The sequence below is a fragment of the Streptomyces krungchingensis genome, from assembly GCF_054729265.1.
Map to the genome: position 1 here is coordinate 7,933,260 of NZ_JBPUKY010000001.1, position 16,520 is coordinate 7,949,779.

The following is a 16,520-nucleotide window of genomic DNA, read 5'->3' on the forward strand; positions in this document are numbered from 1 at the left end:
CTAGAAGTACCCCTCGCGCTTGCGGTCTTCCATCGCGGCCTCGGACATCTTGTCGTCGGCGCGGGTGGCGCCGCGTTCGGTGAGGCGGGAGGCGGCGATCTCGGCGATGACGGTGTCGAGTGTGGTGGCGTGGGAGTCGACGGCGCCGGTGCAGGACATGTCGCCGACGGTGCGGTAGCGCACGAGTCGTTTCTCGACGGTCTCGCCGTCCTTGGGGCCGCCCCATGCGCCGGCGGTCAGCCACATGCCGGCGCGTTGGAAGACCTCGCGCTGGTGGGCGAAGTAGATCTGGGGGAGTTCGATGTGTTCGCGGGCGATGTACTGCCACACGTCGAGTTCGGTCCAGTTGGACAGGGGGAAGACGCGGACGTGTTCGCCGGGGGCGTGGCGGCCGTTGTAGAGCTGCCACAGTTCGGGGCGCTGGCGGCGGGGGTCCCATTGGGAGAACTCGTCGCGCAGGGAGAAGACGCGTTCTTTGGCGCGGGCTTTTTCCTCGTCGCGGCGGCCGCCGCCGAAGACGGCGTCGAAGCGTTCGGACTGGATCTTCTCGGTGAGGGGGAGGGTCTGCAGGGGGTTGCGGGTGCCGTCGGGGCGTTCGCGCAGGATGCCGCGGTCGATGTAGTCCTGTACGGAGGCGATGTGCAGGCGCAGTCCGTGCTGGTGGACGGTGCGGTCGCGGTATTCCAGGACCTCGGGGAAGTTGTGTCCGGTGTCGACGTGCAGGAGGGAGAAGGGGACGGCCGCGGGGGCGAAGGCCTTCAGTGCCAGGTGCAGCATGACGATGGAGTCCTTGCCGCCGGAGAACAGGATCACCGGCCGCTCGAACTCGCCCGCGACCTCGCGGAAGATGTGCACGGCCTCGGACTCCAGCGCGTCCAGATGCGACAGGGCGTACGGGCTGGACTCCTCGGAATTACCGGCTGCCTCGGAGACAGTGGCTGCGGTCGTCATGCGAGACCCCTCTCGGTGAGCAGCGCGTGCAGCGCGGCAGCGGACTCCTGCACGGTCTGGTTGTGCGACTCGATGCGCAGATCGGGCGACGCGGGCTCCTCGTACGGGTCGTCGACTCCGGTCAGCCCCGAGATCTCGCCCGCCGCCTGCTTGGCGTACAGGCCCTTCACGTCGCGCACGGAGCACACCTCGACCGGAGTGGCCACATGGACCTCCACGTACGGCGTCCCTCCCGTGCTGTGGCGCTCGCGCACCGCCGCACGGCTGTCCGCGTACGGCGCGATCACCGGGACGAGTGCCTTGACGCCGTTGCGCGCGAGCAGCTCGGCGAGGAAACCGATGCGCTGCACATTGGTGAAACGGTCCGCCCGCGAGAAGCCGAGACCCGACGAGAGGAACTCGCGGATCTCGTCGCCGTCGAGCACCTCGACGCGATGTCCCTCCTCGCGCAGCCGGCCGGCCAGCTCGTACGCGATGGTGGTCTTGCCGGCACTCGGCAGACCCGTGAGCCAGACGGTGGCTCCGGTCGTCACTTGCTTCTCCCGGGAGTTCTGGAGGTTGTCGGTGGTGGCGGTGGGCACTGCCGTCCCCGTCGTCGTGGTCATCAGTGCAGCCCGCACTCGGTCTTGGCGCGGCCCGCCCAGCGGCCGGCGCGCGCGTCCTCGCCCTCCAGGACCCGGCGGGTGCAGGGCGCGCATCCGACGGAGGCGTAACCGTCCATCAGCAGCGGGTTGGTGAGGACCCCGTGCTCGGCGACGTACGCGTCCACGTCGTCCTGCGTCCAGCGGGCGATCGGCGAGATCTTGACCTTCTGCCGCTTCTCGTCCCAGCCGACGACCGGGGTGTTCGCCCGGGTCGGGGACTCGTCGCGGCGCAGCCCGGTCGCCCACGCGTCGTACCTGGTCAGGCCCTCTTCGAGGGGCTTGACCTTGCGCAGCGCGCAGCACAGGTCGGGGTTGCGGTCGTGCAGCCGGGGGCCGTACTCGGCGTCCTGCTCGGCGACCGTCTGGCGCGGGGTGAGCGTGATGACGTTGACGTCCATCACGGCCTCGACCGCGTCGCGGGTGCCGATGGTCTCCGGGAAGTGGTAGCCGGTGTCGAGGAAGACGACGTCGACACCGGGGACGGCCCGGGACGCGAGGTGGGCGACCACCGCGTCCTCCATGGAGGAGGTCACGCAGAACTTCTTGCCGAAGGTGTCGGCGGCCCACTGGAGGATCTCCAGCGCGGAGGCGTCCTCCAGGTCGCGCCCGGCCTGCTCGGCGAGGTGCTTCAAGTCCTCGCCCGTACGCTCTTCCTGAATGGTCGTCATATCTGTGCCCCTCCGTCGTCACCCTGCTGGAGCCCACGGGCGAGCAGCCCGAGGAACTTCAGCTGGAAGGCTCGATTGCACGCCGCGCATTCCCATGCGCCGTGACCCTGCTCGCTCGGACGAAGGTCTTCGTCACCGCAGTAGGGGCAGTAGAAGGGGGCGGCCCGCTCGCTCACGACAGGGCCTCCTCTGAAGCCCGCGCAGCCCAGGCGGCGAAGCGCTCGCCGTCCTCGCGCTCCTCCTGGAAGCGCTTGAGGACCCGCTCGACGTAGTCGGGCAGTTCCTCCGAAGTGACCTTCAGTCCACGGACCTTGCGGCCGAAGCCGGCCTCCAGGCCGAGCGCGCCGCCCAGGTGCACCTGGAAGCCCTCGACCTGCTCGCCGCGGTCGTCGAGGACCAGCTGGCCCTTGAGACCGATGTCCGCGACCTGGATACGGGCGCAGGCGTTCGGACAGCCGTTGATGTTGATGGTGATCGGCTCGTCGAACTCCGGGATGCGGCGTTCGAGCTCGTCGATGAGCGAAGCGCCGCGCGCCTTGGTCTCGACGATCGCGAGCTTGCAGTACTCGATGCCGGTGCAGGCCATGGTGCCGCGCCGGAAGGGCGAGGGGTTGACCGTCAGGTCGAGCGCCTCCAGGCCCTCGACGAGGGAGTCGATCCGCGACTCGTCCACGTCCAGCACGATCATCTTCTGCTCGACGGTGGTGCTCAGCCTGCCGGAGCCGTGCGCCTCGGCCAGCTCGGCGATCTTGGTGAGGGTGGCGCCGTCGACGCGTCCCACACGCGGTGCGAAACCGACGTAGTACCGGCCGTCCTTCTGCCGGTGCACGCCGACGTGGTCGCGCCAGCGGGCGACCGGCTGGTCGGGGGCCGGGCCGTCGACGAGCTTCCGCTTCAGGTACTCGTCCTCCAGGACCTGGCGGAACTTCTCGACACCCCAGTCGGCGACCAGGAACTTCAGGCGGGCGCGGGTGCGCAGCCGGCGGTAGCCGTAGTCGCGGAAGATCGAGATGACGCCCTCGAAGACGTCCGGGACCTCGTCGAGCGGGACCCAGGCGCCCAGGCGCTGACCGATCTTCGGGTTGGTGGACAGGCCGCCGCCGACCCAGAGGTCGAAGCCGGGCCCGTGCTCCGGGTGGTTCACGCCGACGAAGGCGACGTCGTTGATCTCGTGGGCGACGTCGAGCAGGGGCGAGCCGGAGATCGCGGTCTTGAACTTGCGGGGCAGGTTCGAGAACGCCTTGTTGCCGATGACCCGGCGGTGGATCTCGTCGATGGCGGGCGTGCCGTCGATGATCTCGTCCTCGGCGATGCCGGCGACGGGCGAACCGAGGATGACGCGGGGCGTGTCGCCGCAGGCCTCGGTCGTGGACAGGCCGACGGCCTCCAGCCGGTTCCAGATCTCCGGGACGTCCTCGATGCGGATCCAGTGGTACTGGACGTTCTGCCGGTCGGTGAGGTCGGCGGTGCCGCGTGCGAACTCCTGGGAGATCTCACCGATGACCCGCAGCTGCGCGGTGGTCAGCCGACCGCCGTCGATGCGGACCCGCAGCATGAAGTACTTGTCGTCCAGCTCCTCCGGCTCCAGGATGGCGGTCTTGCCGCCGTCGATCCCGGGCTTGCGCTGGGTGTAGAGCCCCCACCAGCGCATCCGGCCGCGCAGGTCGTTGGGGTCGATCGAGTCGAAACCCCGCTTGGAGTAGATCGTCTCAATGCGTGTCCGCACATTGAGACCGTCGTCGTCCTTCTTGAACTGCTCGTTGCCGTTGAGGGGGGTGAAGTGACCCACGGCCCACTGCCCCTCGCCACGGTGACGGCTCACCTTGCGGCGGGGCGTGGCGGGGTTCTGCGGGGTGGCGGCCATGGTTGCTACGTCCTTCGAGACTGCGGGACAGGTGTGTCAGCGGCTCTGACCTGCGCATACGGGCGCATACGGAAGTATGGGCGCGTCCTTGCGCAGGGGTGCGGAAGAGAAGAGGTCGGCGGTGCTGAGCCCGTGGCCGAAGGCCACTGAAGGGTTCGTCAGCTCGCCGGACAGATGGCGCTGGACATGCGGCCGAGGTCGACGTGCCGCCGACTCACCAAGGCAATTCCAGTTCCAGACATGACGGAAGCGTGTCACGGGGATCTCCGCACAGTCCACCATCGTCCGTCATGTGGACACCCTTGTCCCGAATGCTGGGACAAGGGTGTCGTCGGTCACACAAGGGCCCTGAACCGGGCCGGAACGGCTCAGACGGCTCGCGCCCCCGGCCACGGTCCCGGTGTGGCGATCTCCGGCTCCTCCTCGACCTTCGTGTCGAAGAGCTTGAAGCCGCGCCGGAGGTAGTTGTCCATCGCGTGCGCGCCGTCCTTGCTGCAGGTGTGCAGCCAGACGCGCTTGGTCTCGGCCCGGCCCGGCCAGCGGTCGGCCAGGTCCCAGGCGCGGGCGGCGCCGTAGGAGAGGAGGTGCCCGCCGATGCGGCGGCCCCGGAACGCGGGGATCAGTCCGAAGTACATGATCTCGACGACGCCGTCGTCCTGCGGGTCCAGCTCGACGTAACCGGCGGGCGTCCCCTGGTCGTATGCGACCCAGGTCTCGACACCCGGCCGGTCCAGAGCCTCCTGCCACTGCGCGTACGTCCAGCCGAGCCGGTCCGTCCAGCGGATGTCGCCGCCGACCGACGCGTACAGGAAGCGGCTGAACTCGGGCGAGGGAACCTCGGCACGCACGATCCTGACGTCGCCGTCGGGCGCGATCGCGGGGAGCAGGTCGGCCGGCGCCGTCTGCTCCAGGGACCAGGTGGTCACAGTGACGTTGCTCATGCGAGCCAGGGAACCACGGAGGCGGGGGCGCATCCAAAAGCGACCGCTGAACGGACACGCGTCCGGAGCGGGCGCCGGATCGGGGGCGGACGCTACTCCAGTGAGCCGTCCACCGCGGACAGCGGCACCGCGTAGAGCGCCCGCCGTCCGGCCGTGCGGGTCAGCGTCCACACCTCGCCGGTCTCCTGCCAGTAGGACAGGGACCCGGTGCGCAGGCCCCAGCAGGCGTGCGACCGGTCCGCGGTGCAGGTGGCCGCCTCGGCGCCGTCCTCGGTCTGCCGCCAGATGCTGCCGTGCCGGGTGGGGGCCTCCGGCGCCTGCCCGAGGTACCACCGCGCCCCGCGCGTGCCACGCGGCGTGTGCGCGAGGACGCCGGACACCCCCGCGGCCTTGGTCTCGTAGGCCTCGACGGCGTCGACCCGGCCGCGGGAATCGGCGAGCAGTCCGGTGCGGTAGGCGGCGGTGCTGTAGGCGTAGCGCCACACCCGGGTCCGTTCGGAGCCGGCCGCGGGGCGCTCGGCGGCGACCAGGCTGTCCGGTGCCGAGCTGCGGTCCAGGGACAGCGAGCCGAAGCAGGGGGTACCGCCGCGGCGGGTGCACGCGCCGCCGGACGGTTCGTACGCGTCGACGGCGGGGAGCACGTACCGGTAGCCGCCCGCGGAGTAGCCGCCGCTCACCCGGCCGACCGCGCCGCTGTCGACATCCGCCCGCAGGATGCGGTGCATGTCGAAGACGAGCAGGCCCGAGCCGTGCGCGCCGGTGACGATCAGCTTGTCCTGGTACCAGACCATGCCGTCCAGTGCGGAGCGGACCGGCGCGAAGTCCCGGCCGCCGTCGCGCGGGGCGACCAGCAGGACCCAGCTGTACCTGAGCGCGCGCGGGTCGGTCGCGTCGACGAAGGCGACCCGTGCCAGTCCCCGGTCCCGCGTCGGTGCGGCGGCCTGGCGGTCCCGGTGCGTCCAGCCGGCCAGGATCACCCGGTGCTCGCCCCAGTGGCCGTCGTCGTCGGCGTCACCGGAGGTGGTCACGGACCGGGGCTGCCACTGCCGGGTCCGTTCGTCGCCCTCGTCCCAGCAGTACGCGCGCGTGGCCGTCGGCTCGACCGGCAGCGCGGCCCGCTCGGCGGTGGAGCAGCCGACCTCGTCGCGCATCGCGTGGTCGGCCCTCCCGAGGACGCCGTCGACGCCCACGTTCCCGCCCATGTCCTTGGTGAGCCGGTCCAGCGTGTCCAGGTCCACCGGCTTCTCGTGGAGGCGCATCGGTGCGGTCCGGGACGCGGTGCCGAGCGCGGTGAGGCCACCGGGACTGCCGCTGCCCGTCGCCTGGGAGGTGCTGATCAGGGTGGCGGCCGCGGTGAGGGCGAGGGCGGTTCCGGCCAGGGTGGCGCGCAGCGCCTGTCCTCTCCTGCGACGACGGTGCCTGCCGCGGTGCTTCATGCGTCCTCCCGAGGAAGGCCAACTGCCTCTCGCATCTCGGCCGTTGACGGAGAGACGGGTGGGGTGGCCTGTGAGGGGATGCTACGGCAGATACCTGCGGGCCAGGTCGAAGACCCCGGAAGACCCCCACGAAATACGCGCACGAAATACGCTGACGACGACATGTGTCCGCGGGGGGTGGGCGTCGGGCGTCCGCCCGCAGGCGGTGCGGCGCGTCCGCCGGGGCGCCCGGTGAGGCCGGCCCCGGCGGGTCTCACAGAGGTGGCCGCACCCGCGCCTCCAGCACCGCCGGTGCCGCCGAGTGCGGCAGCAGGTCCAGCGGGGCGTCCGGGAACAGGACCTCGACGACGACTTCGTCGCGGTAGCGGTACGGCCGGTGGTCGAGCAGGCCCGTGAGGCGGCGCCGTACCCGCGACAGTTCGGCGCGGACCGTCACCGTGCGGGTCGGGTCGCCGAAGATGTCGACCGCGAGCTCGGCGGCGCTGCGCCCCTCGCGGTGCACGGCGAGCACGTACAGCAGCTCGGCGTGGCGGGGGCTCAGGTCCTGCGCCCAACTGCCCGCCGCGCCCGAGACGGTGACCCGGGGCCGCCGGGGCTCGGCGAGGTCGAGTACCACCCGGCTCGCGCACCCCGGGACGTCGGTCTCGGTGACCCGCAGCAGCCAGCCACCGGGCATCGGTTCCACGAAGCACGCCCCGAGGGAGGGCAGCCAGACCCGGCCCGCGCCGAAGGAACTCGGGAGCGGAACCCGGTCGACGGGCGGCATCCCCGTGACGGCGGCGAGCCAGCCGTTGGTGTCCACCACCAGCGCCTTGCCGCCCAGCCGGGACAGCAGCGGCGCGGCCACCGCGCGCAGCCGCTCGACGGCGGCCAGATGCCTGCCGCGCAGTTCACTTTCGGCCAGCCGTGACACCGAGTCGACCAGCGCGAGCGTCGCCGGGTGAAACGTGTGATCGGGCCCGCTGACGTCGACGATGCCGAGCAGACGCCCGTCGCGCGGGTCGTGCACGGGAGCCGCGGCGCAGGTCCAGTCGTGCAGCGTACGGACGAAGTGCTCGGCCGAGTGCACCTGGACGGGCGCGCCCGCGCTGAGCGCCGTACCGATCGCGTTGGTGCCCGTCGTGGCCTCGCTCCAGGCGGCGCCTTCCTCAAGGCAAATGGTGTCGGCCCGGCGCAGCACGCCGGTGTTGCCCGCCCGCCACAGGACCCGCCCCTCCGGATCGGTGACCACCATGATCTGCAGCGACGCGTCGGCGACGGCGGCCAGTCCGCCGCTGAGAAGGGGCATCACGTCGGCAAGAGCCGTGGAGTTCCGGCGGTGTTCGAGTTCGTCCGTCTGCAACAGCACACTGTCCGTACTCTGTTCGGGATCCACTCCGAATCGTTTCACTCTTTGCCATGACTGTCCGATGACCGGGCGAGGAGCGATCGGGGAGGGTTCGCCCCGGAGTGCCGCGGCCCACGTCGCCTGGAGGTGCCGAACCGTTTCCGACGCATCCGGCGGAGCGAAACGGGCGGGGTTGATCGATGTGGTCTTCACAAGGCACTCCCGGAACCAGGACCGCGCACGGGCAGTGACGCCGACGTCACTGCACATCGTGCCTGCTCTGGGCGGGGGACGCCGGGACTTCGCACAAGGAGCACAAAGGAATGCAACGGTCTGCAACTCTCGCCAACGGTCACAAGGTTCCTTGAAACTGACAGCGAGGCCGCTCAGGCGGCGTCCGAGCTCCTTGAACGGGGCCAGAGGCGGGGGTGGTGCCGTGTCGGCGCAGCACCACCCCCGCATCAGCTCCTCACACCACCGGTCGTGCCCGCTCCACGACGGTGGCCAGATCCAGACTGTGCGGCAGGGTGCCGAACGCCGTTCCCCAGTCGCCGCCCAGACGTGAGGCGCAGAACGCGTCGGCGACCTCCGCCGGCGCGTACCGCACGAGCAGCGCCCCCTGGAGCACCAGCGCGAACCGCTCGACGAGCCGGCGGGCCCGGCCCTCGATGCCGTCCAGGTCGGCGAGTTCGGTCAGCAGGTTCTTGATCGCCCCGTCGAGCCGGTGGTCGGCGCCGCGGGCCTGCCCCACCTCGCGCAGATACGCGTCGAGCGCGGCCGGCTCCCGTTGCAGCGCGCGCAGCATGTCCAGGGCCTGGACGTTCCCGGCACCCTCCCAGATGGAGTTGAGCGGTGACTCGCGCAGCAGCCGGGGCATGCCAGAGTCCTCGACGTAGCCGTTCCCGCCGAGGCACTCCAGCGCCTCCGTCACCACCGGCGTGCACCGTTTGGTCACCCAGTACTTCGCGGCCGGCACCGCGAGCCGCAGAAAGGCCCGCTCCTGCTCACCGCCGTCGTCGTAGGCGGCGGCGAGCCGCATCGCGAGGGTCGTCGCGGCCTCGGACTCCAGCGCCAGGTCCGCGAGCACGTTGCGCATCAGCGGCTTGTCGATCAGCTTGCTCCCGAACGCCTCACGGTGGGTGCAGTGGTGGACGGCCTGCGCGACCGCCTGCCGCATCAGCGCCGTGGCGCCGAGCACACAGTCCAGGCGGGTCGCCGCGACCATCTCGATGATGGTGCGCACCCCGCGCCCCTCGTACCCCACCCGGCGCGCCCAGGTCCCGTCGAACTCGACCTCGGCGGACGCGTTCGACCGGTTGCCGAGCTTGTTCTTGAGCCGCTGGATGCGGAAGACGTTGCGGGCGCCGTCCTCCAGGACGCGCGGGAGCAGGAAACAGGTCAGCCCGTCCGGTGCCTGCGCCAGCACCAGGAACCCGTCGGACATGGGCGCGGAACAGAACCACTTGTGCCCGGTCAGTTCGTACGTCCCGTCCTCGGCGAGCGGGCGCGCCACCGTCGTGTTGGCGCGTACGTCGCTGCCGCCCTGCTTCTCCGTCATGCCCATCCCGAAGAGCACCCCGGGCTTCCGGGCGGCCGGACGCAGCTCCGGGTCGTACATCGTGGACGTCAGCCGCGGCTCCCACTCGGCGGCGAGCGCCGGGTCCGTGCGCAGCGCGGGCACCGCCGCGTGGGTCATCGACAGCGGGCAGCCGTGGCCCGCCTCGACCTGCGACCACACCATGAAACCGGCCGCGCGCCGCAGATGTCCGCCGGGCCGGTTCCAGGCCGCGGTCAGCCCCGCGGACACGCCCTTGCCGAGCAGCCGGTGCCAGGACGGATGGAACTCGACCTCGTCGATCCGGTTGCCGTACCGGTCGTGGGTGCGCAGTGCGGGCGGGTTCTCGTCGGCGAGCACCCCCCATTTCTGTGCCTGCGCCGAGCCCGCCGTGCGGCCGAGGACCGACAGCTCCTCACGTACCTCGTCGAGGAGTTCCGGAGCGAGGTGCCGGCCGACCGCCTCCACGAGGGCCCGGTCGGCCGCGAACACGTCATATCCGACCAGGGGCGGAGCCTGGTTGGTCACGGTGTGGGTGCTGGCTGCCATACGGATACGGTAAGGACGTGCACCAGGCAAAAGAAACACCCGAAGGGCCTCCCGCGGGCCGCTTCCACCGCGCTCGCGCGCTGTACCGGAACGTGTCGAAGCGACGGACCGCCTGGCTGCTGCTCAAGGACACCGTCAACTCGTGCATGGAGTACCGGATCCTGGGTCTGGCGGCCGAGGCCGCCTTCTTCACGCTCCTGTCCGTGCCGCCGCTGCTGCTGAGCATGATCGGCATGCTCGGCTACGTGGACGACTGGACCGGCGCCGACACGATCGCCAGCCTGGAGTCCAACATCCTGGAGGCGTCCCGCACGGTCCTGACCGAGAAGGGCGTCCACCAGATCGCCGAGCCGATCCTGCACGACGTGATGAAGGGCGGGCGCCCGGACATCATCTCCCTCGGATTCCTGTTCGCCCTGTGGTCCGGCTCGCGCGCGGTGAACGTCTTCATCGACACCATCACCGTGATGTACGGCCTCGACGGCACCCGCGGGATCGTGAAGACCCGGGTGATGTCCTTCCTGCTGTTCATCGTCGCGCTGCTGATCGGTTCGATCGCGCTGCCGCTGATGGTGGCGGGCCCGGACGCGGTGGTGAACATCGTGCCCTGGTCGACGACCGTGGTGCAGGTCCTGTACTGGCCCGTCGTCATCGTCCTGTCGGTCGTCTTCCTCACGACGCTCTACCACGTCTCCGTGCCCGTGCGCTCACCCTGGGTCGAGGACGTGCCGGGCGCCTTGGTGGCCCTCGCCATGTGGGTGCTGGGCAGCTTCCTGCTCCGCATCTACCTGACCAACACCGTCGAGGGCCCCACCATCTACGGCTCGCTCGCCGCCCCCGTGGCCGTCCTGCTGTGGATCGGTGTGTCCGCCTTCGCGGTCCTCGTCGGCGCCGCCGTCAACGCCGCCATCGACCGGATCTGGCCGGCCGCCGCCACCGCCGCGGCCCGCGCCGCCAACGAACGGCTGCGCGAGGCGCAGGCCGCCGAGTACGTCGCCCGCGTCGCCGCCCACCGGTCGTACGACGCCGATCCCGACGACCCGGACATGCCCTCCGAGTTCCCTGAGCGCTGGTCCCGCTTCCTGCCCCCGGAGGACGTGACCTCCCGGCTGCGGACCCACGCGAGGAGCACCCACCCCGGCCACAAGAACGGCGAGCAGCACCCTCCCGCGGAGTGATCACACCTTCCAGGTGCCGGCCGCCGCGGCCTCCCGCGCGAAGTCCGTGAAGTCGCGCGGCGCCCGGCCGAGGATCTGCCGGACCCCGTCCGAGAGGTAGGAGTTGCGGCCGTCGAGGAGGCTCTCGAAGAGGTCGACGAGGAACTCCACCTCCTCGGGAGGCACCCCGAACCCGGCCAGGTCGTCGCCGTACCGGCGAGCGGTCACCGGCGTGTACGTCAGCTCGCCTCCCGTCGCCTCCGCGATCTCGGCGACCGCCTCGCGGAAGGTCAGCAGCCTGGGCCCGGACACGGCGAGCTCCTGGCCGGCGTACCGGTCGCCCGCCGTCAGCACGGCCACCACGACGTCCGCGATGTCCCGCACGTCGATGAACGGCTCCCGCACCTCACCCGCCGGGAAGACCAGCTCCCCGTGGCGCAGCCCCTCCACCAGCGGGCCCTCGCTGAAGTTCTGCGCGAACCACGCGGCCCGGACGATCGTCCAGTCCGCGCCGGACGCCTTGAGCGCCTCCTCCGTCGGCCGGGCCCGCTCCTCGCCCCGCGACGACAGCAGCACCAGTCGCCGCACGCCGAGCCCGACCGCCTCCCGGGCCAGCGCCCCGATCGCCTCGGTGGCGGCCGTTGAGCCGACGTCCGTCGGGTACACCAGATACGCGGCGTCGGCGCCGCGCAGCGCTCCGGCCCACGTCGACGCGTCCTCCCAGTCGAACCCCTCGGCGCGCGAACCGGCCCGCACCGTCAGCCCCGCCGCCCGCGCGGCCTGCGCCACCCGGCTGCCCGTGCGCCCCGTGGCCCCGCTCACCCATACCGTCGTGTTCCGCGTGTTCTCTGCCATGCCCTCCAGTCAACGGGCGCCCGTCGCGGGCGGCCATCACTGAATGCCTCATTCCCATAAGCGGACGTCCAGTGCGCCGTGCGGCCTGCGTCTACGCTGACGCCATGGACGCACTCGCAGGCCTGCTGGAGGGCCCACGCGCGCGTGGGGCCTTCATGATCCGGGCGTGTTTCGACCCGCCCTGGTCCCTGCGCATCGAGGACCGGGCCCCCCTGACGATCATGCTGGTGGTCCGCGGCGACGCCTGCGTCGTGCCGGACGGGGGAGAGGCGGTGCGGCTGCGGGCCGGCGACCTCGCCATCGCCCGCGGGCCCGACCCGTACCTGTGCGCCGACGATCCCGGGACCGCCCCGCAGGCGGTGATCCTCCCGGGCGGCGAGTGCACCTACCCCGACGGACGCTCGCTGAAGGGCCGCTGGGACCTCGGGGTGCGCAGCTGGGGCGACCGGCTCGACGGCTCCACGGTGCTGCTGATCGGGACGTACATGATGCAGGGCGAGATCGGCGGCAGACTGCTCGACGCCCTGCCGCCGCTGCTCTCGCTCACCTCCGACGTGTGGGAGTGCCCGCTGACGCCGATCCTCGCCGAGGAGATGGTGCGCGACGAGCCGGGCCAGGAGGTCGTCCTGGACCGGCTGCTCGACCTGCTGATGATCGCCGCGCTGCGGGCCTGGTTCTCGCGCCCCGAGGCCGAGGCGCCTGCCTGGTACCGGGCTCTCGCCGACCCCGTCGTGGGACGGGTGCTGCGGCTCGTGCAGGACGACCCGGCCCACCCCTGGACGGTGGCCGTCCTCGCCGCCAAGGCCGGGGTGTCCCGGGCCGCGCTGGCCCGGCGCTTCAGCGAACTCGTGGGCGAACCCCCGATGACCTATCTGACCGGCTGGCGGCTGGCGCTGGCCGCCGACCGCCTGCGCGACTCGGACGACACCCTCGAGTCCATCGCCCGCCAGGTCGGCTACGGCAGCGCGTTCGCACTGTCCAGCGCCTTCAAGCGGGTGTACGGCGTCAGCCCGCAGGAGCACCGGACCCGGGCGGCGTAGCGTGACGTACGTGGCCGTCGAACCCCTCGCCGCCGCGTCCGGGTACGCGGAGCGCCCGTCCCGGCTGGCGGGCGCCGTGGTGTGGACCCGCGCGCCCGCGGGCGGGCCGGTGCGGGCCGTCCTGCCCGACGGGTGCATGGACCTGCTGTGGCACGAGGGACGGCTCATGGTCGCCGGGCCCGACACGCGCGCGTACCACCCGCAGGGCGCACCGGGCCGCTGGGCCGGCATCCGGTTCTTCCCCGGCACGGCTCCCGCGCTCCTCGGCGTGCCCGCTCACGAACTACGCGACCTGCGCGTCGACTTGGCGGATCTGTGGCCCGCCGCGGAGGTGCGCCGCCTCACCCGGCGCGTCGATGCCGCGGCCGACCCGCTCGGCGCGCTCGAGGAGCTCGCGCTGCGCCGGGCGGAGGAGGTTGCACCGCCCGACCCGCTGCTCGCCCGGCTTGTGACGGCCCTCGAAGCGGGGCGCCCGGTCGCCGAGACCGCCGACGGACTGGGCCTGGGCGCACGGCAGTTGCACCGCCGCTCGCTCGCCGCGTTCGGCTACGGGCCCAAGACGCTGGCCCGCGTGCTGCGGCTCCAGCGAGCGCTCGCCCTGGCCCGCGACGGGGTTCCCTTCGCGCAGACCGCGGCCCGGGCCGGCTTCGCGGACCAGGCCCATCTGGCCCGCGACGTACGGCAGTTGGCGGACACGACCCTCGGGGAACTGGTCGGCCGGCCGTAGCGGGCGGAGCTACTGCCCGGGCAGCCGGGCGAACAGGTCGACGCCGTTGCCGTCCGGGTCGTGCACGACGGCGTACCGCATGCCCCAGAAGGCGTCCCACGGCTTCAGTTCGCCGTGGTGACCCGCGCCGACCAACTCCTCGTACACGGAGTCCACCTCCGCCGGGCTGTCGCAGAGGAAGGCCAGGGACGTCCGGCCGCCGCCGCTCGGCGGGCGCCAGCCGGCGTGGAACGAGCGGATCGTCTCCTCCGTGTCCAGCGCCAGCCGCAGCCCGCCGGGCAGTTCCGCCTCGACGTGCGGCTCGGTCTCGGACCCCTCCGGGAAGACGAGCCCGAGGCGCCGGTAGAAGGCGAGGGAGGCGGCCATGTCGGAGACGACGAGGCCGATCACATCGAATCGTGGAGTCATGAGCCCACCGTAGGCGGGGCCCGCCCACCGGGTCTTGAACGAATCGGACACGCCGCGCGACACCGCAGTGGCACCTCCGCCCCGGGGCCGGAGACCTTGCCGGGGCCGCCAGGCACCGGAGTGCCAGGACCCTGGGGCGTCAGGCGCCGGAGTGCCAGGACCCTGGGGCGTCAGGCGCCGGAGTGCCAGGACCCGGGGGCGACCCGGGAGCACCTGGCCCGGGTCTCGCACCCGAGCCCCTGCTCCGGGCCCCGCACCCGAGACCCTGCTCCGGGCCCCGCGCCCGTCCGGAGGCCTTGCCCGGAGCTTTCGCCCGGCGTCCTGTCGGGTCGCCTCGCCCGGGACCGCCTCCAAGTCCCCTGCCCGGCAACCCGTCCTGGCCTCGCGCTCAGCGGTCGCAGCCGGTGGCCGGGCCCCGGCCCCGGCCGTGTCCCGCGCTCCGAAATTTTCGGTTCCGCCGCCCCGTCGGGACCCGCACCGGCCGGGCATAGGGTCGGGGCCATGACCCCGCGCGTCCTCGTGTACTCCCGCACCACCGACTACCGGCACGAGTCGATTCCGGCCGCCGTCGCCGCCGTGCGGTCCCTCGGCGACGCCCACGGCTTCGACGTCGAGGCGACCGAGGATCCCGCCGTGTTCGAGGCACCCCTGGACACCTACGACGCGGTCGTCTTCCTCTCCACCAGCGGGGAGGTGCTGACGCCCACGGGCCGCGCCCGCCTCGCCGCCCGCCTCGACGCGGGCGCCGGATTCGTCGGCGTGCACGCCGCCGCCTGCACCGAGTACGACTGGCCCTACTACGGCGATCTGCTCGGGGCCCGCTTCGCCCGGCACCCGGACCACCAGCCCGGCAAGGCGGTGGTGGAGGACCGGACGCACCCGGCGACCCGGCACCTGCCGCCCGTCTGGGAGTTCACCGACGAGTGGTACGACTTCCGGACCAGTCCGCGTGGCGCGGTGCGGGTGCTCGCCTCCGCCGACGAGTCGTCGTACGAGGGCGGCGGCATGGGCGCCGACCACCCGCTGGTGTGGTGCCACGAGCGAGGCGCGGGACGGGTGTTCTACACCGCCTTCGGGCACGCTCCGCAGGCGTACGAGGACCCGGACTTCCGGGCCCATCTGCTCGGCGGCATCACCTGGGCGACGGGGAGGTAGCCGGCACCGGGGCCGTGCTCGACCGTTCCACCAGACGGGTCGACAGCTCCGTACGCGTGCCCTCCGGGCGGTCGCCTGCCATCATCCGCACCAGCAGCCGCAGCGCCGTCGCCGCCATCTCGGACAGCGGCTGGCGCACGGTGGTGAGCGCCGGGCCGGCCCAGCGGGACTCGGGAAGGTCGTCGAAGCCGACCACACTGATGTCGTCCGGCACCCGCAACCGCCGTTCCGCCAGGGCCTGGTAGACGCCGAGCGCCATCCTGTCCGAGCAGGCGAACACGGCCGTGGGGGGTTCGGGCAGGTCGAGGAGTTCGAGCATGCGGCGGTGGCCTCCCCGCTCGTGGAAACCGCCGTGGCGGACGTACTCGGGCCGGTACCGGAGCCCGGCCGAGGCGAGGGCCGAGCGATAGCCGGCGATCCGGTCGCTGCCGCACGTCCTGCGCCGGTGACCGCCGATGACCGCGACGCGCTCGTGGCCGAGCGCGAGCAGATGGTCCGTCGCCAGCAGACCGCCCTGCCAGTTCGCCGCGCCCACCGACACCACACCCTCAGGCGGTTCGACGACGGGGTCGATCATCACGAACGGGATGCCGTGCCCGTCGAGCCGGGCCTGTTGCCCCGCGGTCAGCTCCGCCAGATGGAACAACACCCCCGACGAGCCACGGGCGGTGAGCTTGTCCAGCCAGCCGTGCCCGGGGCGCCCGCCGCTGCTCCGGGTCGGCCCCGTCGAGACCACGACCTCCAGCCCCGCGTCGGCCGCGGCCCGCTCCGCGCCGTGCAGCACGGCCCCCGACCAGGAACTCTCCAGCGAGTGCACGACGACGTCGACCAGGCCCGGTGGTGTCGGCGTCTCGAACCGAGGTCTGCGCACATAGCCCAGCCGGTCGAGCGCCTCGGTGACCCTGCGCCGGGTCTCCGGTGCCACGTCCTCCCGGCCGTTGACCACCTTCGACGCCGTGGGCACGGACACCCCCGCCGCGCGGGCGACGACCGCCAGCGTCGGACCGGTCGCGCGTCCCGTGCGCACCATGGAACCCGCCCTTCCGGCCCCCGCGGGCCATCGAAAGTTTCGGACAGCGCTGCCCGTGGGCCGGACGCCCCGCCCGGATAGCAAGCGCTTCCTACATTAAGCCCGGCCGGACACGGCGGGAAGCGGCGGGCGTTCATGGAATGAGGTCCCGCCGAAACTTTCGGCACCCCGGACGCGACCCGGCACCGAACGGCTGCGGCACCGGCCCGGGCG

At 72.2% G+C, this 16,520-nt stretch carries 17 protein-coding genes; 4 read left to right on the forward strand and 13 right to left on the reverse strand.

Going from position 1 to position 16,520, the window contains the following annotated elements:
* The 10 genes from cysD to ACSYGO_RS34730 all read right to left on the reverse strand — a co-directional run bounded on the left by cysD (position 1) and on the right by ACSYGO_RS34730 (position 9,935).
* The gene (gene cysD, locus ACSYGO_RS34685; protein ID WP_460388923.1) at positions 1–951 is read right to left on the reverse strand and encodes a sulfate adenylyltransferase subunit CysD; all 951 of its coding nucleotides are present in this window, start codon (positions 949–951) and stop codon (positions 1–3) included.
* Entirely contained in the window at positions 948–1,484 is a 537-nt protein-coding gene (cysC, locus tag ACSYGO_RS34690; RefSeq protein ID WP_426681263.1) for an adenylyl-sulfate kinase, read from the reverse strand. The genes cysD and cysC overlap by 4 nt, the downstream gene beginning before the upstream one ends.
* 71 nt (positions 1,485–1,555) lie before the next feature.
* A complete protein-coding gene (locus ACSYGO_RS34695) occupies positions 1,556–2,263 on the reverse strand; it encodes a phosphoadenylyl-sulfate reductase (RefSeq protein ID WP_460388925.1) in 708 nt (235 codons plus the stop codon).
* Positions 2,260–2,439 (reverse strand): hypothetical protein, encoded by a 180-nt coding sequence (locus ACSYGO_RS34700; protein ID WP_345657722.1) that lies wholly within the window; start codon positions 2,437–2,439, stop codon positions 2,260–2,262. Before ACSYGO_RS34700 ends, ACSYGO_RS34695 begins: the two co-directional genes overlap by 4 nt.
* Entirely contained in the window at positions 2,436–4,127 is a 1,692-nt protein-coding gene (locus ACSYGO_RS34705; protein ID WP_359502568.1) for a nitrite/sulfite reductase, read from the reverse strand. The genes ACSYGO_RS34700 and ACSYGO_RS34705 overlap by 4 nt, the downstream gene beginning before the upstream one ends.
* A gap of 158 nt (positions 4,128–4,285) precedes the next feature.
* Positions 4,286–4,369, reverse strand: coding sequence for a putative leader peptide (locus ACSYGO_RS34710; protein ID WP_309486338.1), 84 nt, complete (start codon positions 4,367–4,369; stop codon positions 4,286–4,288).
* A gap of 126 nt (positions 4,370–4,495) precedes the next feature.
* Positions 4,496–5,068 carry a GNAT family N-acetyltransferase gene (locus ACSYGO_RS34715; RefSeq protein ID WP_432177083.1) on the reverse strand — a complete coding sequence of 191 codons (573 nt, stop codon included), beginning with the start codon at positions 5,066–5,068 and terminating at the stop codon, positions 4,496–4,498.
* 92 nt (positions 5,069–5,160) lie between these two features.
* Positions 5,161–6,504: a hypothetical protein gene (locus ACSYGO_RS34720; RefSeq protein ID WP_460388926.1), complete on the reverse strand. Its 1,344-nt coding sequence runs from the start codon at positions 6,502–6,504 to the stop codon at positions 5,161–5,163.
* Positions 6,505–6,757: 253 nt separating this feature from the next.
* On the reverse strand, positions 6,758–8,044 hold the full coding sequence (locus ACSYGO_RS34725; protein WP_460388927.1) for a GAF domain-containing protein: 1,287 nt from the start codon (positions 8,042–8,044) through the stop codon (positions 6,758–6,760).
* A 256-nt stretch (positions 8,045–8,300) separates the two neighbouring features.
* The gene (locus ACSYGO_RS34730) at positions 8,301–9,935 is read right to left on the reverse strand and encodes an acyl-CoA dehydrogenase family protein (protein WP_426681256.1); all 1,635 of its coding nucleotides are present in this window, start codon (positions 9,933–9,935) and stop codon (positions 8,301–8,303) included.
* A 17-nt stretch (positions 9,936–9,952) separates the two neighbouring features.
* Here ACSYGO_RS34730 and ACSYGO_RS34735 point away from each other — a divergent pair, with 17 nt between their 5' ends.
* The gene (locus ACSYGO_RS34735; RefSeq protein ID WP_426681255.1) at positions 9,953–11,113 is read left to right on the forward strand and encodes a YihY/virulence factor BrkB family protein; all 1,161 of its coding nucleotides are present in this window, start codon (positions 9,953–9,955) and stop codon (positions 11,111–11,113) included.
* Here the strand turns inward: ACSYGO_RS34735 and ACSYGO_RS34740 are convergent, their stop codons facing one another.
* Positions 11,114–11,947 carry an NAD(P)H-binding protein gene (locus ACSYGO_RS34740; RefSeq protein WP_460388929.1) on the reverse strand — a complete coding sequence of 278 codons (834 nt, stop codon included), beginning with the start codon at positions 11,945–11,947 and terminating at the stop codon, positions 11,114–11,116.
* A gap of 104 nt (positions 11,948–12,051) precedes the next feature.
* Between ACSYGO_RS34740 and ACSYGO_RS34745 the strand changes: the two genes are divergently transcribed.
* Both ACSYGO_RS34745 and ACSYGO_RS34750 read left to right on the forward strand, forming a co-directional pair.
* Positions 12,052–12,987: an AraC family transcriptional regulator gene (locus ACSYGO_RS34745; RefSeq protein ID WP_426681253.1), complete on the forward strand. Its 936-nt coding sequence runs from the start codon at positions 12,052–12,054 to the stop codon at positions 12,985–12,987.
* 10 nt (positions 12,988–12,997) lie between these two features.
* Positions 12,998–13,714, forward strand: coding sequence for a helix-turn-helix domain-containing protein (locus tag ACSYGO_RS34750; protein ID WP_426681252.1), 717 nt, complete (start codon positions 12,998–13,000; stop codon positions 13,712–13,714).
* Positions 13,715–13,723: 9 nt separating this feature from the next.
* On the opposite strand, the gene ACSYGO_RS34755 is transcribed toward ACSYGO_RS34750, so the two are convergent.
* A complete protein-coding gene (locus ACSYGO_RS34755; RefSeq protein WP_345657709.1) occupies positions 13,724–14,122 on the reverse strand; it encodes a VOC family protein in 399 nt (132 codons plus the stop codon).
* A 501-nt stretch (positions 14,123–14,623) separates the two neighbouring features.
* Between ACSYGO_RS34755 and ACSYGO_RS34760 the strand changes: the two genes are divergently transcribed.
* Positions 14,624–15,277: a ThuA domain-containing protein gene (locus tag ACSYGO_RS34760; RefSeq protein ID WP_426681251.1), complete on the forward strand. Its 654-nt coding sequence runs from the start codon at positions 14,624–14,626 to the stop codon at positions 15,275–15,277.
* Here the strand turns inward: ACSYGO_RS34760 and ACSYGO_RS34765 are convergent.
* Entirely contained in the window at positions 15,255–16,307 is a 1,053-nt protein-coding gene (locus ACSYGO_RS34765) for a LacI family DNA-binding transcriptional regulator (protein ID WP_426681250.1), read from the reverse strand. The two genes, ACSYGO_RS34760 and ACSYGO_RS34765, sit on opposite strands and share 23 nt — an antisense overlap.
* Positions 16,308–16,520: the final 213 nt, after the last annotated feature.

What these genes read in the sequence shown, in the direction of transcription:
- ACSYGO_RS34765 (WP_426681250.1), bottom strand. Translation starts at nt 16,307, where the DNA reads ATGGTGCGCACGGGACGCGCGACCGGTCCGACGCTGGCGGTCGTCGCC.
- ACSYGO_RS34760 (WP_426681251.1), top strand. Translation starts at nt 14,624, where the DNA reads ATGACCCCGCGCGTCCTCGTGTACTCCCGCACCACCGACTACCGGCAC.
- ACSYGO_RS34740 (WP_460388929.1), bottom strand. Translation starts at nt 11,947, where the DNA reads ATGGCAGAGAACACGCGGAACACGACGGTATGGGTGAGCGGGGCCACG.
- ACSYGO_RS34745 (WP_426681253.1), top strand. Translation starts at nt 12,052, where the DNA reads ATGGACGCACTCGCAGGCCTGCTGGAGGGCCCACGCGCGCGTGGGGCC.
- ACSYGO_RS34715 (WP_432177083.1), bottom strand. Translation starts at nt 5,068, where the DNA reads ATGAGCAACGTCACTGTGACCACCTGGTCCCTGGAGCAGACGGCGCCG.
- ACSYGO_RS34755 (WP_345657709.1), bottom strand. Translation starts at nt 14,122, where the DNA reads ATGACTCCACGATTCGATGTGATCGGCCTCGTCGTCTCCGACATGGCC.
- ACSYGO_RS34720 (WP_460388926.1), bottom strand. Translation starts at nt 6,504, where the DNA reads ATGAAGCACCGCGGCAGGCACCGTCGTCGCAGGAGAGGACAGGCGCTG.
- cysD (WP_460388923.1), bottom strand. Translation starts at nt 951, where the DNA reads ATGACGACCGCAGCCACTGTCTCCGAGGCAGCCGGTAATTCCGAGGAG.
- ACSYGO_RS34705 (WP_359502568.1), bottom strand. Translation starts at nt 4,127, where the DNA reads ATGGCCGCCACCCCGCAGAACCCCGCCACGCCCCGCCGCAAGGTGAGC.
- ACSYGO_RS34730 (WP_426681256.1), bottom strand. Translation starts at nt 9,935, where the DNA reads ATGGCAGCCAGCACCCACACCGTGACCAACCAGGCTCCGCCCCTGGTC.
- ACSYGO_RS34695 (WP_460388925.1), bottom strand. Translation starts at nt 2,263, where the DNA reads ATGACGACCATTCAGGAAGAGCGTACGGGCGAGGACTTGAAGCACCTC.
- ACSYGO_RS34710 (WP_309486338.1), bottom strand. Translation starts at nt 4,369, where the DNA reads ATGTCTGGAACTGGAATTGCCTTGGTGAGTCGGCGGCACGTCGACCTC.